Source organism: Serpentinimonas sp. SSL01, from assembly GCF_056323735.1.
Genome location: NZ_CM150487.1, coordinates 190,134 through 212,366, shown reverse-complemented (window position 1 = coordinate 212,366; position 22,233 = coordinate 190,134). Strand labels below are relative to the sequence as shown.

18 protein-coding genes are annotated in these 22,233 nt (G+C 66.9%); 5 read left to right on the top strand and 13 right to left on the bottom strand.

Annotated elements, in window-relative coordinates; all coding sequences use genetic code 11:
- Positions 1-3: 3 nt before the first annotated feature.
- Genes ACVMK0_RS01020 through mpl form a run of 3 tightly spaced genes read left to right on the top strand, consistent with a single transcriptional unit; the run spans position 4 to position 5,237 of the window.
- On the top strand, positions 4-1,332 hold the full coding sequence (locus tag ACVMK0_RS01020) for an HD-GYP domain-containing protein (protein ID WP_045534419.1): 1,329 nt from the start codon (positions 4-6) through the stop codon (positions 1,330-1,332).
- Positions 1,329-3,731, top strand: a complete 2,403-nt coding sequence (locus tag ACVMK0_RS01015) for a putative bifunctional diguanylate cyclase/phosphodiesterase (protein WP_476463999.1) — start codon at positions 1,329-1,331, stop codon at positions 3,729-3,731. The genes ACVMK0_RS01020 and ACVMK0_RS01015 overlap by 4 nt, the downstream gene beginning before the upstream one ends.
- Positions 3,732-3,740: 9 nt before the next feature.
- Positions 3,741-5,237, top strand: coding sequence for a UDP-N-acetylmuramate:L-alanyl-gamma-D-glutamyl-meso-diaminopimelate ligase (gene mpl, locus ACVMK0_RS01010; protein WP_476463998.1), 1,497 nt, complete (start codon positions 3,741-3,743; stop codon positions 5,235-5,237).
- Here the strand turns inward: mpl and ACVMK0_RS01005 are convergent.
- The 12 genes from ACVMK0_RS01005 to argB form a co-directional block, all read right to left on the bottom strand.
- The gene (locus ACVMK0_RS01005; protein ID WP_476463997.1) at positions 5,231-5,551 is read right to left on the bottom strand and encodes a hypothetical protein; all 321 of its coding nucleotides are present in this window, start codon (positions 5,549-5,551) and stop codon (positions 5,231-5,233) included. The genes mpl and ACVMK0_RS01005 overlap by 7 nt on opposite strands.
- Before the next feature lie 132 nt (positions 5,552-5,683).
- Positions 5,684-6,064: a TorF family putative porin gene (locus tag ACVMK0_RS01000; protein WP_476463996.1), complete on the bottom strand. Its 381-nt coding sequence runs from the start codon at positions 6,062-6,064 to the stop codon at positions 5,684-5,686.
- Positions 6,065-6,240: 176 nt separating this feature from the next.
- Positions 6,241-7,758: a hypothetical protein gene (locus ACVMK0_RS00995; protein ID WP_476463995.1), complete on the bottom strand. Its 1,518-nt coding sequence runs from the start codon at positions 7,756-7,758 to the stop codon at positions 6,241-6,243.
- A gap of 135 nt (positions 7,759-7,893) precedes the next feature.
- Complete coding sequence (locus ACVMK0_RS00990; protein WP_476463994.1) at positions 7,894-8,388, bottom strand: thioesterase family protein; 495 nt, start codon at positions 8,386-8,388, stop codon at positions 7,894-7,896.
- Positions 8,389-8,401: 13 nt separating this feature from the next.
- Entirely contained in the window at positions 8,402-9,166 is a 765-nt protein-coding gene (locus ACVMK0_RS00985) for an enoyl-CoA hydratase (RefSeq protein ID WP_476463993.1), read from the bottom strand.
- 56 nt (positions 9,167-9,222) lie between these two features.
- Positions 9,223-10,104, bottom strand: coding sequence for an alpha/beta hydrolase family protein (locus ACVMK0_RS00980; protein ID WP_476463992.1), 882 nt, complete (start codon positions 10,102-10,104; stop codon positions 9,223-9,225).
- 32 nt (positions 10,105-10,136) lie between these two features.
- A complete protein-coding gene (locus ACVMK0_RS00975; protein WP_476463991.1) occupies positions 10,137-11,372 on the bottom strand; it encodes an acetyl-CoA C-acyltransferase in 1,236 nt (411 codons plus the stop codon).
- A gap of 19 nt (positions 11,373-11,391) precedes the next feature.
- On the bottom strand, positions 11,392-13,833 hold the full coding sequence (locus ACVMK0_RS00970; RefSeq protein WP_476463990.1) for a 3-hydroxyacyl-CoA dehydrogenase/enoyl-CoA hydratase family protein: 2,442 nt from the start codon (positions 13,831-13,833) through the stop codon (positions 11,392-11,394).
- Positions 13,834-13,864: 31 nt separating this feature from the next.
- A complete protein-coding gene (locus tag ACVMK0_RS00965) occupies positions 13,865-14,320 on the bottom strand; it encodes a DUF2147 domain-containing protein (protein ID WP_476463989.1) in 456 nt (151 codons plus the stop codon).
- Positions 14,321-14,351: 31 nt separating this feature from the next.
- Positions 14,352-16,148, bottom strand: coding sequence for an acyl-CoA dehydrogenase C-terminal domain-containing protein (locus ACVMK0_RS00960; RefSeq protein WP_476463988.1), 1,797 nt, complete (start codon positions 16,146-16,148; stop codon positions 14,352-14,354).
- 41 nt (positions 16,149-16,189) lie between these two features.
- Positions 16,190-16,870 carry a TetR/AcrR family transcriptional regulator gene (locus ACVMK0_RS00955; RefSeq protein ID WP_250960739.1) on the bottom strand — a complete coding sequence of 227 codons (681 nt, stop codon included), beginning with the start codon at positions 16,868-16,870 and terminating at the stop codon, positions 16,190-16,192.
- A gap of 129 nt (positions 16,871-16,999) precedes the next feature.
- Positions 17,000-17,917 carry an acetylglutamate kinase gene (gene argB / locus ACVMK0_RS00950; RefSeq protein WP_250960738.1) on the bottom strand — a complete coding sequence of 306 codons (918 nt, stop codon included), beginning with the start codon at positions 17,915-17,917 and terminating at the stop codon, positions 17,000-17,002.
- Between the two features lie 144 nt (positions 17,918-18,061).
- Between argB and ACVMK0_RS00945 the strand changes: the two genes are divergently transcribed.
- The gene (locus ACVMK0_RS00945) at positions 18,062-19,639 is read left to right on the top strand and encodes a CYTH and CHAD domain-containing protein (protein ID WP_476463987.1); all 1,578 of its coding nucleotides are present in this window, start codon (positions 18,062-18,064) and stop codon (positions 19,637-19,639) included.
- Between the two features lie 61 nt (positions 19,640-19,700).
- On the top strand, positions 19,701-21,062 hold the full coding sequence (gene miaB, locus ACVMK0_RS00940; protein WP_250960736.1) for a tRNA (N6-isopentenyl adenosine(37)-C2)-methylthiotransferase MiaB: 1,362 nt from the start codon (positions 19,701-19,703) through the stop codon (positions 21,060-21,062).
- A gap of 36 nt (positions 21,063-21,098) precedes the next feature.
- On the opposite strand, the gene ACVMK0_RS00935 is transcribed toward miaB, so the two are convergent.
- A complete protein-coding gene (locus ACVMK0_RS00935) occupies positions 21,099-22,130 on the bottom strand; it encodes a sensor histidine kinase (RefSeq protein WP_476463986.1) in 1,032 nt (343 codons plus the stop codon).
- Between the last annotated feature and the right edge of the window lie 103 nt (positions 22,131-22,233).

Here is a 22,233-nt window from a genome sequence, read left to right as displayed (position 1 = left end):
TTCGTGCCTGAAGCCCTCCCCCCCACCATCGCAGTTTCCGATCTGCGCCTGGGGTTATACGTCTATCTCGACCTGGGTTGGATGGACCACCCCTTCCCTCTCAACCGCTTCAAGATCAGCACGCAAGAGCAGATCGACACCATCCGCTCTCTCGGGCTGCAGTCGCTGCGCTACGCCCCCGAACTCAGCGATGCACACGCCCTGCCCGGCGCTGCGGCACCAGAAGTTGGCCCCACCGACCAGACGGCCGCAGCCACCCCTGTCAGCCCTGCGCTCGCTGCGGCACCAGCACCCCCCGCACCCGTTGGTGCAACCACTCCCCAAAGCAACTCAACGCTTTCAGATCCCTGGAAAAAATCCTGTAGCCACTGCGAGCGCCAGCACGCCCAGACCAGCCGCGCCGTCAAGGCGGTTTTCGCGCAACTTCAATCCAACCCGGCCAGCGCCGGCACAGCGAGCAAGCAACTGGTGCAAAACCTGCTCGATGAGATGCTCGGGCAAGAGGAGTCGGCCCTGCGCCTGCTGGCCGACACTTCTTCGGATCACCGTGCCCAGCACGCGCTCAACGTCTCGGTGCTCTGCCTGCTGCTGGGGCGGGCGCTGCAGCTGCCCGAAGCCGACCTGCATACCCTGGGTTTGGCAGGCTTGCTGCACGACATCGGCAAATTCGACTTGCCTACGTTGGTCCGCTACCGCGACCCAGACCTTAGCGCCGCCCACCTGAAGGTCTACCAAGAACACGTTGGGCATAGCCTAGCCTGGGGCAAGCGCATGGGCCTAACCGAGCCGGTGCTGCAGACCATCTCGCAGCACCACGAATACGCCGACGGCAGCGGCTTCCCGCAGGGCCTGCGCGCCGAGCAGATTGGCGCTGCCGGCGGTATTCTGGCGCTGGTCAACCACTACGATTCCCTGTGCAACCCGCACAACCCGCTGCGCGCCGTCACGCCGCACGAGGCACTGTCGATTTTGTTTGCCAAACACAAGGCGCAGCACGATCACCGCACCTTAAGCGCCTTTATCCGCATGATGGGGATTTATCCTCCGGGCTCGGTGGTGCAACTCAGCGACGAGCGCTACGCCGTGGTGGTGTCGGTCAACGCAGCGCGTCCGCTCAAACCCGAGGTAATGGTCTACGAGCGCCAAACCGACAATCCCGATGTGGTGCACCTGCTCGACTTGCAGCAAGAACCGCAACTGAGCATTGCGCGCAGCCTGCGGCCACAGCATCTGCCGCGTCCTGTGCTGCTGTGCCTTTCGCCCAAACCGCGTTACTGTTATTTTTTCGAGCGCGCACTCAGCCCCGCCGAGCGCCCCGCGGAGCCCGAATGAGTTTTTTTCATTGGCCACCCTTGATCGAAGGCTTGCTCGAAGCGGTGTGGCTGGTCGATGCGCAGACACGGCGCATCCTGTATGCCAACCAAGCCGCCTCGGTCCTGCAGCGTGCACCAGCGCAAGAAATCTGTGGCACCTTGGTCACCGACTGGACCGTCAGCCCCGAAGACGCGCTCTACTGGGACACACTGGCGCAGCCTGAGCAGACCCTGCTGCAATCCGAAACCCTCTTGCGCCGCCGCGATGGCAGCACGGTGCAGGTGTTGCGTCGCATCACTGCATTGCCCAACGACCCCGACACGACCTTGCGCCTGGTCGCCATACAAGACCTCAGCGTTCAACACGCCACCCAGCAACGGCTCGAACACCTGCTGGCAGAACTGCGCGCCACGCTCGAATCCACCGCCGACGGCATCTTGGTGTGCGACCTCGACGGCCGCATCCGCGCTTTCAACCGCCTGTTTGCGCAACTGTGGGATCTGCCCAACACGCTGCTGACGCAACAAAACGACGAATCGATCCACCGCTGGCTCGCAAGCCGTGTCACCGACCCCGAGGGCTACCGGCTGCAGCTCGGGCTGCTGCAGCGCTCGCCCTTGCTCCAGACCACCGACGTGCTGCTGTTGCAGAACGGGCGCTTGCTCGAGCGCATCACGCGGCCGCAACTGGCACGCGGGCGCCCGATCGGGCGCATCTACGCCTTTCGCGACATCACCGAACGCTACGCCACCGAGTCACAGCTCAAGCTCGCCGCCAAGGTGTTCGAGTCCAGCCTCGATGCGATACTCATCACCGACCCACAGCAACGCATCCTGGCCTGCAACCCGGCGACGCTGAGCTTGACGCGAACCCAGGAAAGCGATCTGTTGGGCACGCCTGCCACCTCGCTGTTTTTTGCCCCCAGCCAGATCGACTGGCTAGAGATTCTGCGCCAGCATCTCGAGGGCGCGGGCTACTGGCAAGGCGAGCTCTGGCACCGCCGTGCCGACGGTGCTGCGCTGGCCCTGCAGGTTTCCTGGGTGGTGCTGCGCGACGCCGAGGGGCGGACGCTGAACACGGTGCTGTTTGCCAAGGATTTATCAGAGAAAGTGGCGGCGCAGCAGCGCATCGAACAGCTCGCCTACACCGACGCGCTCACCGGCCTGCCCAACCGCCTGACCCTGACCGAACGCGTAGGGCACGCGATCCGGCTGGCGCAGCGCAGTGGTTTGGGCTTTGCCGTGTTGTTCCTCGACCTGGACCGCTTCAAAAGCATCAACGACTCGCTCGGGCACCTGTTTGGCGACAAGGTGCTGATCGAGATCGCCAGCCGGCTCAAGCACTGTCTGCGCCAGACCGACACCCTGTGCCGCCTTGGCGGCGACGAGTTCGTCGTCCACTTGCATGATACCGATGCCGTTGGGGCCGAAATCAGCGCCCAGCGGCTGATCGACGCCATGGTGCGCCCGATCGAGATCGACGAGATGCACTTCAACCTGTCGTGCAGCCTAGGGATTGCGCTCTATCCAGACGACGGCGACACGCTTGACGAACTCATCCGCCACGCCGACACCGCCATGTACGAGGTCAAAGGACGCGGAAAAGGCCACTACCGCTTTTACCGGCCCGAAATGAACGCCAACCTGCTGGCGCGCCTGCAGCTCGATCACGCCCTGCGTGAAGCCTTGCGGGCGCAGCAGTTTGTGCTGCACTACCAGCCGCGCATCGACCTACACAACGGCCAAATGCGCTCGTGCGAGGCGCTGCTGCGCTGGCAACACCCGGAGCGCGGCCTGGTGTTGCCGGGGGAGTTCATCGGCGTGGCCGAAGAAACCGGCTTCATCGTCGCCTTGGGCGACTGGGTGCTGGAGCAAGCTGTGCGCCAAGCTGCCGCCTGGCAGGACGCGGGCACGCCGTGCCCGGTGGCGGTCAACCTCTCGGCGCTGCAATTTCACCCAGGCGGCTTGGTCATGCGGGTGCAGCAGCTGCTCAGCACCTATGGGCTGCAAGCGCACCTGCTGGAGCTGGAGCTGACCGAGTCGATTTTGATCGAGGACGCCGACGAAGCGCTGGCGCGGATGCAGGAGCTGCGCGCCTTGGGCGTGCGGCTCTCGCTCGACGACTTCGGCACCGGCTACTCCAGCCTGGGTTACCTCAAGCGCTTCCCGCTGCAGCAGATCAAGATCGACCGCAGCTTCATCGCCACCATGCACAGCGACGCGGTGGATGCCGCCATCGTCACCTCGATCATCCAGTTGGCGCGGGCGCTCAAAATGGAGGTGGTGGCCGAAGGGGTGGAGCTGGAAGAACAGCGACAGCACCTGCGTGAGCTCGGTTGCGACCAGTATCAGGGTTTTTTGTGCTCGCGTGCCGTGCCCGCGTCGGAGTTCCATGCCTGCTGGCTCCAGCCGCGATAATCGCGCTCCATGCACATCCACATCTTAGGCATTTGCGGCACTTTCATGGGCGGTCTGGCCGCCTTGGCGCGCGCCGCCGGGCACCGCGTCACCGGCTGCGACGCCGGCGTCTATCCTCCCATGAGCGAGCAGCTGCAGGCGCTCGGCATCGAGCTGATCGAAGGCTTTGGAGCCGAGCAACTGGCGCTGCAGCCCGACCTGTACGTGGTGGGCAACGTGGTGTCACGCGCCCGGGGCCCCGACGGTGCGCCCAAATTCCCGCTCATGGAAGCCATTTTGGATGCGGGCGCGCGCTACAGCAGCGGCCCGCAGTGGCTGAGCGAGCACATCTTGCACGGCCGCCACGTGCTGGCGGTGGCCGGCACGCACGGCAAAACCACCACCAGCGCCATGCTGACTTGGATTTTGGAGCATGCCGGGCTGCAGCCAGGTTTTTTGATCGGTGGCGTGCCGCAAAACTTTGGCATTTCGGCGCGGCTGGGCGCGGCCTCGGCCCCGTTCGTGATCGAGGCCGACGAATACGACACCGCCTTCTTTGACAAGCGCAGCAAGTTCGTGCATTACCGGCCGCGCACCGCCGTGCTCAACAACCTCGAGTTCGACCACGCCGACATCTTCGACGACCTCGCGGCCATCGAGCGCCAGTTTCACCACCTGCTGCGCACCGTTCCGGCCAGCGGCCGCGTGATCTACAACGGCCTCGAAGAAAGCCTGGCGCGCGTGCTGCACCAGGGCTGCTGGAGCGAGCAGCGCAGCTTTGGCAGCGCGGTGAGCGATTTTTGCGCCGAAGGCGAAGCCGACGACTTCGTGCTGCGCCAGCGCGGCCACGCCAGCGGCCGCGTGCGCTGGGGGCTGAGCGGGGTGCACAACCAGCTCAACGCCTTGGCTGCTGCCGCCGCCGCCGAGCACTTGGGCGTGCCGGTGGCGCTGGCGGCCGAGGCGCTGGGCCGCTTTGCGGGCGTGAAACGGCGCCTCGAAGTGCGCGGGCGGGTGCACGTGGCCAAGCCCGCGCCGGGGCTGCCCGCAGGCGCCGGGGCTGCTCCCGAGAATGCCCACGAGGCCAGCCCGATCACGGTCTATGACGACTTTGCGCACCACCCCAGTGCCATGCGCAGCACCATCGATGGCCTGCGGCGCCAGCTCGACCGCCGCGGCGGCAGTGGGCAGCGCATCCTGGCGCTGTTCGAGCCGCGCTCCAACACCATGAAGCTGGGCACCATGAAGGCGCAACTGCCTTGGAGCCTAGAACGCGCCGACTTGGCTTTTTGCCACAGCGGCGGCCTAGGCTGGGACGCCGCTGCGGCGCTGGCCCCCATGGGTGAGCGGGCCGTGGTGGCCGCCGACATCGACAGCCTGGTGCAGCAAGCGGTGGCCGCCGCGCAAGCCGGCGACCACCTGCTGTGCATGAGCAACGGCGGCTTTGGCGGCGTGCACCACAAGCTGCTGCAAGCGCTGCGGCAGCGCTTTGATGCGCCCGCTTGCGCCAAGCCCAAAAGCGCTCAGTAACTCACGGTCATCGTGGGCACATCGATGTGCACCACGGGCCGCGCCAGCGTGGCGCTGGCGGCTTGGGCAAAGGCTTGCGCCCAAGCGCGATGGGCCGGGTCGGAAAAATGGGCTTGGCCAGCGGTGCGGGCGATCACCGCCACCTTGTCGGCCAGCAACACCTTGCCCGACAGGCGCAGCGGTTCGCAACCCAGATCGACGAACTGCTGATCCAGCCACTCGCGCGCCAAACCGTTGGGCATGGGCTGCATTTCTTCCAGATCGAATGTGTACTCTTGGGTGTCTCCCCAACTAACGATGACTTGGCTGCGCATGAAACCGGGCTCCTGTAGTGCATAAAAACGGCACGACTCCGGCCCCATGCCGGGATGCGCCAGGGCCTATTGTGCCTTGCGTGTTGCAGCGCGGCAACTGGCGACAACCCGAAGTCACTCAGAATCAGCACATCAGAACGACTGCGTCAGACCCAGCACCAAGCGGCCTTTGCCCGCGGGGCCGGCGCGGTCGGTGTCGGCACCGGACCAGATCGCCGAGGTGCTCAGGCTTTCGGTGAGGGCGTAGGTGAGGCCGAGCCGGTAGTCGGTGGCGCCCGAATTGAGGTTTTCGCGGTTGCGAAAACCCACGCCGGCCTCGAGCGTCAGGCGCTCGGTCAGGGGCTGCTCGATCAAAAAGCTCAGGCGCGCATGCTCGTCGATTGAGCCGCTGGTGCCCCAGCTGAGCTTGGTCGTCAAAATGCCCATGCTCAGGCTGCCATAGACCTCGCTGCCGTTCAAGCTGGCGCCGCTGTTGGGGTAGATGTAGGCGATGTAGCCCACGTCGAAGCCCATGCCGTTGGCGAATTCGCCGCTGTAGCCGCCGTTGAGGTTGATCTCTAGTACAGCGATACCGCACCGATGTTGAACGAAAGCTGGGCCTGCGCCGCAGCGGGCAGAGCCAAGGCCGCCGCAACCGCCAGAGCAGAGAGGGCAAAAGGGACAACGTGGCCTGCCCCCTGCCCTTCGCTCTAAAAAAGCGCAAGCGCCAGCGCCACCCCGAGCAGCCCCGCGCCCGCCAGCACGAACACCGGCCAGCGCGGCATGGCGCCGCCGTTGGCCATGGCGCGGCCAAACATGAAGAACACGAACGGGTGCACCAAAAAGGGCATGGAGAAGATGAGCGCGATCAGCCCCGCCGCGTCGGCGCCAAACATGCCGCCTTGGGTGGCAGCAAAGAGCCCAAAATGCGACATCGAGGCCGCCTTGGCCAGGGCCGAATGTTCCAGCGGCATGGCAAACAGCGCCAGCAGCAGCAGGCCGCCGAAAATGGCCGTGAGCTGCCAGCCGAGCGAAAACTGCATCAGGCCCTTGACCTCTTGCGCATCGGCCCCATCGGCGCGGCTCAGGCTGCGCAGCGCCAGCGCCGTGAGCAGCACCCCGCCCACGAGCACCGCCAGCGCCGCCGGCCACAGCAACTGCCCATACTCCATGCTGACGGCCAAGATGGAAAAGACGAAGATGTGACCGACGAAGGGCACGTTGATCATGATCGGCGCCCGCTGCGCCGCCGTGGGCCCCAAGTCGCCCGCCGTGCAGGCCCCGGTCAGGCCGGCGTGTGAGAGCGCGCCGGCCATTCCGGGCGCGAGGTTGCGCACCTGATTGGTGCGCCCCAACCACATCAGCAGCGCGATGCCGCCAAACATCCACAGCATCTGGCCGAAGAAGCCGTAGGCCAGCACCGCGTTCATGCCCTCGATCTGGAACGCATCGGCGATGCGCGAGCCGCCGATGACGAAGTTGGCCGCCAGCACCACCGGGATGCCGGCAAACAGCAGCGCACGCAGCGTCGGGCCAAACTGCCAGCGCCAAGCCAGCGCGCCCAGGCCACAAGCCAGCAGCATGGCAAAGAAGATGGTCGGCAGCGCGATCAGGGGGCGCACACTTTGCGCCAGCAGCCAAGCCGCCAGCAGCAGCGCCACCAGCGCACCGAGTTCGAGCACGCCCTTGCCCAAGTACTCGCGCTTGTTGCGCAGCTGTGCCTTGTGGTCGATCAGGATGAAGGCCAGCAACAGACCGATGTAGGCGATCAGCGGGTAGTAGGCGACCAGCGGCCCGCTGTCGGCACCCATGAGCACACGCCGGGCGGCCTCGACGCCGAGCAACAAAAACACCGAGCGCAGCACGAACATGAGCTGGGTGCGGTTGGTGCCGAGCAGGGTTTCTTCGGTGCAGGGCACCATCGAGTCGTCGGGGGGCACCTGCAACTGACCAAAGATGCGTCGCAACTGCTGCCCACCGGCAAAAAAGGCCGCCGTCAGCACCACCACCGTGGTGCCGCTGAGCAGCCCCAAGAGCGAGAACTCGGCCAAACCCGGCGCACCGGCCCCAGTGGCCACCAGCACATGGCCGAGCGCGAGGCCAAAGATGACGATGATCAGGATCGGCGAATAGCACGAACCGGCCACCACGGTGCGCGCGATCAGCACCATGGGGATGACCAGAAACAGCGTCAGCCAGAGCTGGTTGAACAGGTCGAATTGCGGCAAGGCGAGGCTCTCCAGGGGTGGCAAGGGGATAGGGCTGCTTCAGCCGCCTAGCATAACAAGCCCGCGCGTGCCGCCCATGACACCGCGCGCTGCGGCCGGTTTGCAGCCAGCAGCCCCCCAAATTCCGACAGAGTTCTAGGACACGATGTAGGCCGCCGCGCCGGTGGCCAGCAGCTTGCCGTCGGCGGCGTGAAAACCCATGCGGGTGGAGGCCACGCGCGAGCCCAGCCGCAGCACCTCGGCGCGCAGCTCGAAGCGCTCGCCGATGCCGGGGCGCAGGTAGTCGATGCGCAGATCGATGGTGCCCAGCTTGGCAAAGCGGTGCAGGCGCGCCAGCACCGGCTCGTCGAGGTGGCGCGCGCCGATGGCGGCCATCACCGCCAGCCCGCCCATGGCGTCGAGCCCAGCGCTGATGACGCCGCCGTGGATGCGGTTGTGGGCAAAGTGCCCGATCAGGTCGGGGCGCATGGCGATCTGCGCCGTCACGTGCTCGGGGCTGATGGCGCTGATCTGCAAACCCAGCAAGGCGTTGAACAGGATGCGGCGCTCGAAAATCTCGCGCACGCCGTCGATGAATTCGGGCTCGAAGACGTGCGGCGGTGGTGCCGCGCCGGATGGGTTTTTGCTCATGAAGGTGTGCGGCTCACAGACGCGAAAAATCCGGCTGGCGCTTTTGCATGAAGGCGCCAAAGGCCTCTTTGGCCGCCGGCTCGCGCAGCATGCGACCGAACACCAACGCCTCTTGCTCGATGGTCTGCAGCACCAGCGCTTGCTGGCCTTGCTTCATCAGGCGCTTGGTTTCGAGCAGCGAGGGCTGCGGCTTGGCGGCGAGCTTGCGCGCCACGCTCTGGGCGTAGCCGTTGACTTCGGTCGGCGGCAGCACCTTGTTGATGAGCCCGGCTTCGAGCGCGGCTTCGGCGTAAAAGGGCTCACCGAGCAGCAGCGCCTCGGCGGCGCGCTGGTGCCCCATGAGCTGCGCCAGCAACAGGCTCGAGGCCCCTTCGGCGCACAGCCCGAGGTTGACGAAGGGCAGCGAGAAGGCGGCGTTGTCGCCGGCATAGACCAGGTCGCAGTGCAGCAGCAAGGTGGTGCCGATGCCCACCGCCGGGCCGCAGACCGCCGCCAGCAAGGGCTTGGGGAAGCTGGCGATGGCGCGCAAAAAGCGCAGCACCGGCGAATCGGGGCCCAGCGGCGGGCTGTGCAAAAAGTCGTTGAGGTCGTTGCCGGCGCAAAACACCGTGGCCTCGCCCTGCAGCACCAGCACGCGCACGGCGGGGTCGGTGGCGGCCTGCTCCAGCGCCTCGGCCAGCTGGCTGTACATGGCGCCGGTGAGCGCGTTTTTGCGCTCCACGCGGTTGAGGGTCAGGGTGTGCACCCCGCCTTCGAGGTGGCTCAAAATGTCGGACATGGAAGCGGTCTCCTTGGGTAGGTGTTTGGAATCAATGCCTAGAATCAATGCGTGCATCAATCTTGTCCCAGCCGCACGGGCCGCTGCAACAACTCGTGCAGGGCCTGCTGCATCAGGGGCCACAGATCGGGCTCGTGTTCGGCCTTGAAGGGCCCAAAATGCCCGATGCGGCGCAGCCCCAGATCGGCGGGCACGATGCGGCGCACCTCGTTCGGGGCGTTTTCGTATAGCCTCACAAGGCTGCGCGTGCCCTGTAGGGTCATGAGTTCGTCGTCGCTGATGGAGAGCGCCAGCAGCGGGTAGCGCACGCCGGCGTAGCGCTCGCGCGCGGCCTCGCCCTCTGCGCCCACGCTGTAGCGCGGGTGCAGGCACCAGCGCCGCCACTGCAGCATGGCGCCGGCCGGAATGTCGCCCACCATGCGCAGGCTGCGTCCAGGAAAGTAGCCGCACAACCGCGTGGCCAGCGGCACCACGAAGAACCAGAAGTAGGGCACCACGAAGCGCAGCCGCGGCGTGTTTTCGCGCCAGTAACCGCTGCCGGCGGCCACGCTCAACAAGCCGCTGACCTTGTCGGCGTTGGCCAGCAGCCCCGCCAGTTGCGCGCCCAAGCTGTGGCCCAGCAGCAGCAGCGGCAGCTTGGGGCGGTCGGTGTGGGCAAAGTCGATCACCGCCTCAAAGTCGCGCACCCAGTCGTGCAGATCGGCTTGGAAGCCGCGCAGCCGCACCCCGGCGGGCAGCGAATCACCCGTGCCGCGGTAGTCGAAGCTGAGGACGCGCCAGCCCTGCGCCGCCAGCCACTGGGCAAAGGGGGTGTAAAAATCTTGGCGCACGCCCATGGCCGCCGCGATGACCACGCTGCCCGCCGCCGGCCCTGTGGACTCGAACACCCGCACCCCGAGCTTGCAACCGTCTTTGGCCTTGATCTGTTGCGTTCTCACGTGGTGTGGGTATCTGGTGGAGGAATGGCAGCTTAAACCCGCTCAAAAATGCCGGCTGCGCCCTGCCCCATGCCCACGCACATGGTCACCATGCCGTAGCGCAACTGGTGCCGCTGCAGGGCGTGCACCACGGTGGCGGCGCGGATGGCGCCGGTGGCCCCCAGCGGGTGCCCCAGGGCGATGGCCCCGCCCATGGGGTTGACGCGCGCCGGATCGAGCCCGAGCGTGTTCAACACCGCCAGCGCCTGCGCGGCAAATGCTTCGTTGAGCTCGATCCAGCCCAGGTCGTGCTGGCCGATGCCAGCGGCCTTGAGCGCCGCCGGGATGGCCTCGATCGGCCCGATGCCCATCAGGTGCGAGGGCACGCCGCGCGAGGCGTAACCCACAAAGCGGGCCAGCGGCTTGAGGCCAAAGCGCTGCACGGCCGCACCGCTGGCCAGCAGCAGCGCCCCGGCGCCGTCGGAGGTCTGCGAGCTGTTGCCGGCGGTGACACTGCCCAGCCCGGTGGGGGTGCCGTCGGCGCGGCGTGGCACCGCAAACGGCGGCTTGAGCTTGGCCAGCCCTTCGAGCGAGGTGTCGGGGCGCGCGCCTTCGTCCAGGCTCACCACGCGCTGCTTTTCGTGAACCTGGCCGCTGGCGAGGTCGAGCTTGCGCTCGGTGACCGACACCGGCGTGATTTCGGCGCTGAACTCGCCCGCCGCCTGCGCCGCCAGCGCGCGCTGGTGCGATTGCAGGGCAAAGGCGTCTTGGTCGGCGCGGCTCACCTTCCACTGCTGCGCCACTTTCTCGGCCGTCAGGCCCATGCCGTAGGCGATGCCGTAGTCTTCGATGCGCTCGGTGTTGCGAAACGCCGCTGGCGACAGGCTGGGCGCGTTGCCCATCATCGGCACCATGCTCATGCTTTCCACGCCGGCGGCGATCATCACGTCGGACTCGCCAACGCGGATGCGGTCGGCCGCCATTTGCACCGCGCTCAGGCCCGAGGCGCAAAAGCGGTTTACGGTGATGCCGCCCACGCTGTCGGGCAGGCCGGCCAGTACGGCGCCAATGCGCGCCACGTTCAGGCCCTGTTGGGCCTCGGGGATGGCGCAGCCGCAGATTACGTCTTCGATCGCCGCCGGGTCGAGGTTGGGCACCTCGGCCAGCACGGCGCGCAGCACATGCGCCAGCAGGTCGTCGGGGCGGGTGTGCTTGAAATAACCGCGGTGCGATTTGCCGATCGGCGTGCGCTTGGCCGCAACGATGTAGGCGTCTTGTAGGGGTTTCATCGGGGAGGGCTCCGGGTATTTAGTTGCGCAGCGGTTTGCCGGTTTGCAGCATTCCCATGATGCGCGCCTGCGTTTTGGGGTGCACGATCAGGCTGCAAAAAGCCTGGCGCTCGAGTTGCATCAGGTACTCCTCGCTCACCAGCGTGCCGGCCTCGACCTCGCCGCCGCAGACCACATGCGCGATCTGGCTGGCGATGTAAAAATCGTGCTGGCTGATGAAGCCGCCGTCGCGCATGTTGATGAGCGAGCCCAAGATGGTGGCTTTGACCGAGCGCCCTGCGGCCGGGAACAGGCGCTTGAGCGGCGGCCGGTAGCCGGCGCGCTGCAGCGCCTGCGCCTGCCCGATGGCCACGTAGAGCAGCTCGTCTTTGTGCGCCACGATGGTGTCGCTGGGCAGCAGGTAGCCGAGCTTGCGGCTCTCGAGGGCGCTGGTGCCCACGCTGGCCATGGCGGCGGCCTTGAAGCCTTCGCTCAGGAACGGCAGCATATCGGTGCCGGTGCTGGCGCGGGCGTTTTCGGCCGCGCGCCGGGCGATGTAGGTGAGGCCGCCGGCACCCGGTATCAGGCCCACGCCCACTTCCACCAGACCGATGTAGCTCTCGAGGTGCACCACCCGGTGCGCGCAGTGCAGCAGCAGCTCGCAGCCGCCGCCCAGCGCCATGCCGCGCACCGCCGCCACCACCGGCACCTGGGCGTAGCGCAGCTTGAGCATGACGCGCTGCAGCTCGGCCTCCACGTCTTCGATCGCCGACACGCCCGCCGCCAAAAAGGCCGGCATCACGGCTTGCAAATCGGCGCCTACGCTGAACGGCTCGTCGCCCGACCAGATCACCAAGCCCTGGTAGCCGCCCTCGGCCAGATCGACGGCACGGCTCAGGCCCTCGGTGACGCCGGGGCCGATGGCGTGCATCTTGCTCTTGATGCTGGCGATGAGCACGCCGGCCATATCGGCGGGATAGCCTTGCTCCAGCGTCCAGAGGCGGATGTCGGCGTCTTCATACACAGTTTGGCCGGCGCTGTGGAAGGTCTGCGCGCCCTCGCCGAGCAAGGTCTCGCGGAACAGCTGACGCCCATACACCGGCAGTTCGCGCCGCGGCTGGAACTGGCCCAGGCTGGGGTTCCACGAGCCTTCGGGCTGGTGCACACCGCCGCGCGCGGCCACCGGGCCGTTAAAGACCCAATCGGGCAGCGGCGTGCGACACAGCGCCAGCCCGGCGTCGATGTCGGCTTGCACCATCTGCGCCACCTCGAGCCAGCCGGCCTCTTGCCAGAGCTCGAACGGGCCTTGCTGCATGCCAAAGCCCCAGCGCATGGCCTGATCGACGTCGCGCGCGCAGTCGGCAATGGTGGCCAGGTGCAGCGCGGCGTAGTGAAAGCTGTTGCGCAAAATCGCCCACAAAAAGCGCCCCTGCGGCCCCTCGGCGTTGCGCAGCAGCTTGAGGCGCTCAGGCGCCGGTTTTTTGAGCATGCGGCCATAGACTTCGTCGGCCTTCTGGCCCTTGCCGTCGGCGCAGGGCACGTAGTCGCGGCTTTCGAGTTCGAAGCGGTGGATGTCGCGCCCCACCTTCTTGAAAAAACCGGCCTTGGTTTTTTGGCCCAGGTGCCCGAGTTCTAGCAGGGCCTTGAGCACCTCGGGGGTTTGGAAGCTGGGGTAGAACGGATCTGTGGCCGGGCTGAGGGTGTCTTGCAGCGTCTTGATGACGTGCGCCATCGTATCTAGGCCCACCACGTCGGCGGTGCGGAAGGTGCCGCTGCTGGCGCGCCCGAGGCGCTTGCCGGTCAGGTCATCGACCACGTCGAACGTCAGGCCGTAACGCTCGGCCTCTTGCATGGTCGAGAGCATGCCGGCGATGCCGATGCGGTTGGCGATGAAGTTGGGCGTGTCTTTGGCGCGCACCACGCTCTTGCCCAGCACGCTGGTCACAAAGATCTCGAGCTGATCGAGCACCAGCGGCCCGGTGCCTGGGGTGGCGATGAGCTCGACCAGCGGCATGTAGCGCGGCGGGTTGAAGAAGTGGATGCCGCAAAAGCGCGCGCGCAAAGCCGCCGGCAATACGTCGGAGAGCGCGCCGATCGACAGCCCCGAGGTGTTCGAGGCCAGCAGCGCGCCTTCGGCGACAAAGGGCGCGATCTTGGCGTAGAGCTCGCGCTTCCAGTCCATGCGCTCGGCGATGGCCTCGATGATCAGGTCGCAACCACGCAGGCGCTCGAGGTGCTGCTCGTAGTTGGCGGCCTCGATCAGCTCGGCGTCGTCGGCCACACCCAGCGGGGCGGGCTTGAGCTTTTTGAGGTTGGCGATGGCGCGGTTGGCGATGGCGTTCAGGTCGCCCGTGCCCGCATCGGCTTGGGGCAGGTCGAACAAAATGACCGGCACCTTGCAGTTGACCAGGTGCGCCGCGATCTGCGCCCCCATCACACCGGCGCCGAGCACGGCGACTTGTTTGATTTGAAATCGGCTCACGGAATGTTCCTTGCGTTAAAGCGGGCTGCCGTCACTGGACGCGAACCCAGGTCTGGGTGCGGCCAAAGGGGCCGATGGAGCCGCGCACTTGCAGCTTGCGCCCCTCTTCGATCGGCGTCAGGCGCAGGGTGTAGCTGCGGCCGTCTTCGGGGTCGAGGATGCGCCCACCCTCCCACACGGCGCGCCCTTCGGCTTGGCGGGCGCCGCGGATGATCTCGAGCCCGATCAGGGGTTGATCCTTGCGGTCGTCGGTGCAGGCGGTGCAGCGCGCGGCTTGGTCGGCACCCGGGCGCAGCAGGCGCGTGATGCGGCCGCTGAGCACGCCGCCCTGCTCGCTGATCACCACTTCGGTGCGCGGCTGGTTGGTCTGGTCGTCGATCGACTGCCAAGTGCCGACCGGGGTCATCTGGGCCCAGGCCGATGCGGCCAACAACAGGCCAGCGGCCAGCAGGGACGAGCGCCCAAGGGTGCGAAGTGCGCGTTTCATGTCGTATCTCCGGGGTGGGGTGGGCAGGTCATCAGGCCAAGGCGGCCTCGGTGTCCATCAACGCGGCGCTGCCGGCGCGCGCGGTGCGCATCAGCATAGCGGTTTCGGGCAGCAGCTTGGCAAAGTAGAAGCGCGCCGTTTGCAGCTTGGCGGTGTAAAACGGATCAGTGCTGCCGGTGGCGATCTGGCGCAGCGCCACCGAGGCCATGCGGGCAAAGAAGTAGGCAAACACCAAGTGCCCGGCCACGCGCAGGTAGTCCACCGCCGCCGCGCCCACTTCGTCGGGGTTTTGCATGCCCTTGAAGCCGATTTCGGTCGTGAACTTGGTCATCTGCTCGCCCAGGTAGGCCAGCGGGTTGATGAATTCGGCCATCTTCTCGTTGGTGCCTTCTTGCTCCACCAGCGCCGCCACCAGCTTGCCGAATTTTTTCAGCGAGGCGCCGTTGTTGCCCAGCACTTTGCGCCCAAGCAGATCCAGGCTTTGCACCGTGTTGGTGCCTTCGTAGATCATGTTGATGCGGGCATCGCGCACGTATTGCTCCATGCCCCACTCTTTGATGTAGCCGTGGCCACCGTACACCTGCTGGCACATGACCGTGGCTTGCCAGCCGTTGTCGGACACGAAGGCTTTGGCGATCGGCGTGAGCAGCGCCAGCAGCTCGGCGCTGTCTTTGCGCACTTTCTCGTCGGGGTGGTTGATTTCTTGGTCGAGCAACAGCGCGCAGTAGCTCATGAGCGCGCGCCCGCCTTCGGCGTAGGCCTTGGCGGTGAGCAGCATTTTGCGCACGTCTGGGTGCACGATGATCGGGTCGGCCGGTTTGTCCTTGGCCTTGACGCCCGAGAGCGAGCGCATCTGGATGCGGTCTTTGGCGTAGGCGAGCGCATTTTGGTACGCGACCTCGGTCAGGCCCAGCGACTGGTTGCCCACGCCCAAGCGGGCGGCGTTCATCATCACGAACATGGCTTGCAGACCCTTGTTGGGCTGCCCGACCAGCGTGCCGATGGCGCCGTCGAGCACCAGCTGCGCCGTGGAGTTGCCGTGGATGCCCATTTTGTGCTCCAGACCGGCGCAGTAGATCGGGTTGCGCGCGCCCAGCGAGCCGTCGGGCTGCACGTGGTATTTGGGCACCAGAAACAGGCTGATGCCCTTGCTGCCCGCCGGAGCGCCGGGCAAGCGCGCCAGCACCAAGTGCAGGATGTTGGCGGTGAGGTCGTGCTCACCGGCGCTGATGAATATCTTTTGCCCGCTGATCTGGTAGGTGCCATCGGGCAGCGGCTCGGCTTTGGTGCGCAGCATCCCGAGGTCGGTGCCGCAATGCGGTTCGGTCAGGCACATGGTGCCGGTCCACTCGCCGCTCACGAGCTTGGCCAAGTAGGTTTTTTTCTGCTCGGGGGTGCCGTGGGCGTGCAGGCACTCGTAGGCGCCGTGGCTCAGGCCCGGGTACATGGTCCAAGCCTGGTTGGCGCTGTTGAGCATTTCGTAAAAGCACTGGTTGACCACGAACGGCAGCCCTTGGCCACCGTATTCGGGGTCGCAGCTCAGGGCTGGCCAACCGCCGGCCACGTACTGCTCGTAGGCGGCCTTGAAACCGCTGGGCGCGCGCACCTCGTGCGTGGTTTTGTCCAGCGTGCAACCCTCTTGGTCGCCGCTGAGGTTGAGCGGAAACGCCACCTCGGCGGCAAATTTTCCGCCCTCTTCGAGCACCGCATTGAGGGTATCGACATCGGCGTCGGCGTGCGCCGGGCAAGCCTTGAGCGCATCAACGGCGTGCAACACTTCGTGCAAAATGAACTGCATGTCGCGCAGCGGCGGGGTGTAAGCGGGCATGAAACAGGTCTCCTGATGGAAAAGGACGAGGGAAAGGGGGGTCAAGAAATGTGGCGCTCCAGCAAGTGCTCAAAGCCTTGCCGAGCCAAGCTCAACCCTTGCGGGTTGCGCAGAAAACGGGCGTCGTAGTGCAGCGCCAGGATCAGGCCATGGATCTCGAAAGCGATCTGCTGCGGCTGCGCGCTGGGTTTCAGATGTCCTTCGGCGATGGCCAGCTCGACCGCCCGCCGGATGGCATCCTGCCAGGTTTTGACGGTCTGCACCAGCTCGTCGCGCACCGGGCCAGGGCGATCGTCGAACTCGACCGCGCCGCTGATGTAGACGCAACCCGCATCGATCTCGATCGCCGTTTGGTGCATCCACAAATCGAACAGGGCGCGCAGCCGCGGCAGCCCGCGCGGCTGCTGCAGCGCCGGGTAGAACACGTCGCGCTCAAAGCGCCGGTGGTATTCGCGCACCACCGCAATCTGCAATTCTTCGCGCGAGCCAAAATGGGCAAACACGCCCGACTTGCTCATGCCCATGACCTCGGCGATGGCCCCGATGCTCAGGCCCTCGAGCCCGACCGGAGCCGCCAGCGCCAGCGCCGCATCCAAAATGGCGGCGCGCGTCTGCTGGCCCTTTTGCAACGCCCGCCCGGCGCGCGTGCCCACAGCGGGCGCCCGGCGCGGGCGCAGGGCCGCCGTAGGCTTGGCATGGGGAGAGAGAGGGGCAAGGGTCATGGCAAAAAATACGAACGATCGTGCTATTTTATGCCCAAGCCGCAACCTGTCAAGGCGTGCAACGCACCTTTGGTGATCAGGGTTTACCCTAAATTTTTCAGTCCTATCGGCCCCTGACGGGGCCCATGCTCAAGCCACGCAGATCGTGGTGCCGCAGGCGTGCTGGCCCAGCGCCTCGAGCAGCATGGCGTGCGGCACCCGGCCGTCGATGATGTGCACCGCCTTGACGCCGCTTTGGGCGGCCTCGAGCGCGCCAGCGATCTTGGGGATCATGCCGCCGCTGATGGTGCCGTCGGCCATGAGGGCCTCGATCTGCGCCATGCTCAGGCGCGCCAACAGCTGGCCCTGGCGGTCGAGCACGCCGGGGATGTTGGTGAGCATGAGCAGCTTGTCGGCCTGCAAGCTGGTGGCCAGCCGCGCCGCCACCACGTCGGCGTTGATGTTGAAGCGCTCGTTGCCGGCGCCATAGCCGATCGGGCTCACCACCGGGATGTAGCCCTGCGCCTGCACGGTGTGCAACAAGGCCGGATCGACGGCCACGATATCGCCCACCTGCCCGATGTCGTGCCAGCGGCTGGGGTCGGTGGCGTCGGGCAGGCGCAGCGCCTGGGCGCGGATCAGGCCGCCGTCGCGCCCGGTCAGCCCCAGCGCCCGGCCCCCGGCTTGGTTGATCAGGCCGACGATTTCTTGCTGCACTTGGCCGGCCAGCACCCACTCGACCACCTGCATGGTTTCGGCGTCGGTCACGCGCATGCCCTGCACGAAACGGCCCTGCTTGCCCAAGCGCTGCAGCAGGTTTTCAATTTGGGGGCCGCCCCCGTGCACCACCACCGGGCGCATGCCCAGCAGCTGCAGCAGCACCACGTCTTGGGCAAAAGCGAGCTGCAGCGCGGGCTCGGTCATGGCGTTGCCGCCGTACTTGATGACCAGCGTCTGGCCCTGCTGCGCGCGCAAACTGGGCAACAGCTCGGCCAGCACGGCGGCGCGCTCGGCTGGGGTTAGGGTGGGCTGAGTTGGGGTCGGTTGGGGTGGTGGGGTCGCATCCATGCTGCGCATTGTGCCGCAAGCGCATCCCTTTGGCCGTTGCCTAGCCCGTGCTTGGCCGCTGCTTTGAGCTTGCCAAAAGACCACCCGCCGGCCCATAATGAACAGGCAGAGGAACCTTCGGCCCCCAAGCACCACAGACCCGACATGAGCAATCCGCAAGAAATCGAACTCAAGCTGCTGGTGCCGGGCCTGACGGCCGCGGCGGCCCTGCAGTTGCTGCGCCGCGCACCCAGCTTGGCGCGGCGCAAGCTGCGTCAGCAGCAGCTGGTGAACCGCTACTTCGACACCCCCGAGCGCTTGCTGCAGCAGCAGCGCTGCGCCTTGCGCGTGCGCCAGCGCCGCGATGTGCACGCCGGCACGGGCTCCGAGGGCGACACCATCACGGGCGCTTCGGTGTGGGTGCAAACCCTCAAGACGGCGGGCTCATCCAGCGCGGGTTTAAGCCAGCGCGGCGAGTGGGAGTGCCTGGTGGCCGCCGACCAGCCCGAGCGCGCCGGGCTGCGCGGCACCGCTTGGGACGCGCTCGACCCCGATGGCGCGCTGTTCGAGCGCCTGCAACCCTGCTTCGAAACCCGCTGCCTGCGCACCACTTGGCTGGTGGCGCGCCGCGACGGCACGCTGCTCGAGGTCTCGCTCGACGCCGGCGAAGTGCTCGCCGACGGGCAGACGCAGCCGCTGCTGGAAGTCGAGCTCGAACTCTTGGCCGGCGCGCCCACGGCCTTGTTCGAGCTGGCCGACGAACTGGCCCGGCGCCTGCCCTGCCTGCCTTGCAACCTGAGCAAGGCCGAGCGCGCCGGTCTGCTGGCCAACGGGCAACTGCTGCAGCCGGTGCGCGCGCGCCGCCTAGAGCGCCAGCGCGGCGAGGCCCTGCCGGCGCTGGCCTTGCGCGTGCTGGGCGAGGCGCAGGATCAATTTCTGCGCAACCTCGAGGGCCTGCTGCACAGCGATGCGCCCGAATGGGTGCACCAGGCGCGGGTGGGCTGGCGGCGCTGGCGCAGCCTGCTGCGCCTGCTGCGCCCGTGGGTGGGGCCCGGCCCCGATTTCACCGAGCTGCGCCCTTTGCTCGATGCCTTGGGCGCACAGCGCAACCTCGACGTGGGCTGCAGCGAAACCCTGCCCGCTTGGAGCGGCGCTTGGGCCTGTGCGCAGGCCGGCGCAGCCGACGGCACCGCAGCCTTGCCGCCCCCGCCCGACGCTTCCACCAACGCCTGCGCGCAAGCCTTGGCCGAGCTGCAAGCGGCGCGCAGCGCCCAGCGCACGCGCTTGCGCCAGACCCTGCTCGAGCCTGCCACCGGCCAAGCGCTGCTGGCGCTGACGCGCTATTTGTGGCAAGCGGGGCAGCAACCCATGGCGATCGAAAAACGCGCAATCGGCGCACGCTTGGCGCGCTGGCACCAACGCCTGCACCGCCTGCTGCAAGGCGAAAAGGCCCAGTTGCTCGACGTGGCCACCCTGCACGAAGCGCGCCTGCTGGCCAAACGGTTGCGCTACGGCAGCGAAGCCATGGCCAGCACCCTGCCGGCCAAGCGACTGCGCCAGAGCCAGCAATGGGTCAAGGATGCCACCCTGTGGCAAACCCGCATCGGGCAGGCGCGCGACGCCTGGCAACTGGCCCTGCTGCTGCAGCAACACACCCACGCTCCGCCCGCCTTGCTGGGCTTCATGCAAGGCGTGGCCGCAGCCATGGAGCGCGCCGCACAAGAAGCCGCCAGCCCGGGCTAAAATCCGCGGCCCTGCTGCCCCCCGACAGCCTCTGGATCTACACCACGAACCGCTGCCCGCCATGAGCAAAAAAGTCTATATCAAAACCTTCGGCTGCCAGATGAACGAGTACGACTCGGACAAAATGGGCGCCGTGCTCGCCGCCGCCGAAGGCTACGAGCCCACCAGCGACGTGGAACAGGCCGACCTAATCCTATTCAACACCTGCTCGGTGCGCGAAAAGGCGCAAGAAAAGGTGTTTTCCGACCTAGGCCGGGTGCGCCACCTGAAGCAAAAGGGCGTGCTCATCGGCGTCGGCGGCTGCGTCGCCAGCCAAGAAGGCGAGGAAATCATCCGCCGCGCGCCCTATGTGGATGTGGTGTTTGGCCCGCAGACCCTGCACCGCCTGCCCGAGCTGCTGCAGGCGCGGGCGGCGCAGCAGCGGCCGCAAGTGGACATCAGCTTTCCCGAGATCGAAAAATTCGACCACCTGCCGCCGGCGCGGGTCGAAGGCGTCAGCGCCTTTGTCAGCGTCATGGAGGGCTGCAGCAAGTACTGCAGCTACTGCGTGGTGCCCTACACCCGCGGCGAGGAGTTCAGCCGCCCGCTCGACGAGGTGCTGCTCGAAGTCGCCACCCTGGCCGAGCAGGGCGTGAAAGAAGTCACGCTGCTGGGGCAAAACGTCAACGCCTACCAAGGCGCCATGGCACCCAGCGCCGATGTGACCGACTTTGCCGATTTTGCGCTGCTGCTGGAATGCGTGCACGAAATCCCCGGCATCGAGCGCATCCGCTACACCACCAGCCACCCCAAAGAGTTCACGCCGCGCCTGATCGAAGCCTACGCGCGCCTGCCCAAGCTGGTGAGCCACCTGCACCTGCCGGTGCAGCACGGCAGCGACCGCATGCTGGCCGCCATGAAGCGCGGCTACAGCGCGCTCGAGTACAAAAGCACGGTACGCAAGCTGCGCGCCGTGCGCCCCGACTTGTCGCTGTCGAGCGACTTCATCGTCGGCTTCCCCGGCGAGACCGAGGCCGATTTCGAGCAGCTGCTCAAGCTGGTGCGCGACGTGGGCTTCGATTCCAGCTTCAGCTTCGTCTTCAGCCCGCGCCCCGGCACCCCGGCAGCCAATCTGCCCGACGACACGGCGCCAGCGCTCAAGCTGCAGCGCCTGCACGCGCTGCAAGCCTTGCTCGAGCAGCAGGCGCAAGCCATCGCCGAGCGCCTAGTGGGCAGCGTGCAGCGCATTTTGGTCGAAGGCCCGTCGCGCAAACACGCGCACGAGCTCACCGGCCGCACCGATTGCAACCGCAGCGTCAACTTCGACGCCGGCACCCAAGGCACGCGCCTGATCGGGCAGCTGCTGGACGTGCGCATCACCGAAGCACGGGCGCATTCGCTGCGCGGTGAGGTGTGTTTGACCGAGGCTGTGCTGGCGCACTGAACCCGCCTGCCGTCGGTTTTACGCCCTTGCAGCAACTCATTCAGCCGCTGATTCAGCCGCGCCCTTGCGCAGCGGCAACCGCACCAGCACCACGTGCTCGCGGTCGGTGTGGTAGCGCCTGATCTGCGCCTCGGCATCGAAATGCAGCTGCAGCCGTTCGCGGATGTTGCCCAACGCCATGTGGTTGCCCCCGGCGACAGCCGCTGCTGCCGCCAACGGCCCCGGCGCCAGCGTGTTGCGCACGAACAGGCGCAGCTCGCTGCCGTCTAGGTACACCTCCAACGACACCTCGGCGCCCTCGGGCGCGGGCTCGACGCCGTAGCGCACCGCGTTTTCGAGCAAGGGCTGCAGCAGCAGCGGCGGCACCAGCGCCTGCAGCGGCGCGTGCTCGGTGCGCCACTGCATGCGCAAACGCTGCGCGCCCAAGCGCAGGGTTTCGATCTCGATGTAGGCGCGCGCCAGCGCCAGCTCCTGCCCCAGCGGCACCAGGGTGCGCGCATCCGACAGCAGCGCGCGGTACAAATCGGCCAGATCGTGCAGCACCGCCTCGGCCTGCTGCGGCTGGCGGCGCAGCAGCGCCAGCACGCTGTTGAGGCTGTTGAACAAAAAATGCGGCCGAATGCGCGCCTGCAACGCCGCCAGCCGCGCCTCGGCCAGCGCCGGCGACAGGCGCTGCTGGCGCCAATCGAAATAAAACAACAGCGCCCCGGTCAGCAGCGCGGCCACGCTGGCGCTGTGCGCCGCCGACCCGGCCAGCGCCAGCCCCAGCCCCTGCTCCACCGCCACGTGCCACAGCGCCGCCACGCTCGCCGCCAGCAACAGCACCAGCACCAGCCCGCGCCGGTAGCGGGTGCGCGCCAGCAGCGGCTGCAGCAGATAGAGCAGCAACACAGTCGCCAACAAGGGCGGATCAAAACGCACCGACTGCTGCAGCAGCTGCTCCAACCACGGCTGGCCGCCGGGCCCACCCAGCACCACAAAAGCCAACCGCAGCGCCTGCGCCAGCAGCAAGATGCGCAGCCACACCCCAAGGTTGCGAAAATCGGGCAGGGTGGCGGGGGGTTTCATGGGCGTCTGGTGCAGGGACACGCTCCATTGTGGCCGATCGCGGCTTGGCTGCAGGCGTTTGGGGCGCGCGCTGTGGCCAAGAGCACACCCCGACTGGATACGC

Coding starts and splice junctions, on each gene's coding strand:
- ACVMK0_RS00960 (WP_476463988.1), bottom strand. CDS start 16,148: ATGCCCGCTTACACCCCGCCGCTGCGCGACATGCAGTTCATTTTGCAC.
- mpl (WP_476463998.1), top strand. CDS start 3,741: ATGCACATCCACATCTTAGGCATTTGCGGCACTTTCATGGGCGGTCTG.
- ACVMK0_RS00955 (WP_250960739.1), bottom strand. CDS start 16,870: ATGACCCTTGCCCCTCTCTCTCCCCATGCCAAGCCTACGGCGGCCCTG.
- miaB (WP_250960736.1), top strand. CDS start 19,701: ATGAGCAAAAAAGTCTATATCAAAACCTTCGGCTGCCAGATGAACGAG.
- ACVMK0_RS00990 (WP_476463994.1), bottom strand. CDS start 8,388: ATGAGCAAAAACCCATCCGGCGCGGCACCACCGCCGCACGTCTTCGAG.
- ACVMK0_RS00965 (WP_476463989.1), bottom strand. CDS start 14,320: ATGAAACGCGCACTTCGCACCCTTGGGCGCTCGTCCCTGCTGGCCGCT.
- ACVMK0_RS00975 (WP_476463991.1), bottom strand. CDS start 11,372: ATGAAACCCCTACAAGACGCCTACATCGTTGCGGCCAAGCGCACGCCG.
- ACVMK0_RS00985 (WP_476463993.1), bottom strand. CDS start 9,166: ATGTCCGACATTTTGAGCCACCTCGAAGGCGGGGTGCACACCCTGACC.
- ACVMK0_RS01015 (WP_476463999.1), top strand. CDS start 1,329: ATGAGTTTTTTTCATTGGCCACCCTTGATCGAAGGCTTGCTCGAAGCG.
- ACVMK0_RS01000 (WP_476463996.1), bottom strand. CDS start 6,064: ATGGGCTTCGACGTGGGCTACATCGCCTACATCTACCCCAACAGCGGC.
- argB (WP_250960738.1), bottom strand. CDS start 17,917: ATGGATGCGACCCCACCACCCCAACCGACCCCAACTCAGCCCACCCTA.
- ACVMK0_RS00935 (WP_476463986.1), bottom strand. CDS start 22,130: ATGAAACCCCCCGCCACCCTGCCCGATTTTCGCAACCTTGGGGTGTGG.
- ACVMK0_RS00945 (WP_476463987.1), top strand. CDS start 18,062: ATGAGCAATCCGCAAGAAATCGAACTCAAGCTGCTGGTGCCGGGCCTG.
- ACVMK0_RS01005 (WP_476463997.1), bottom strand. CDS start 5,551: ATGCGCAGCCAAGTCATCGTTAGTTGGGGAGACACCCAAGAGTACACA.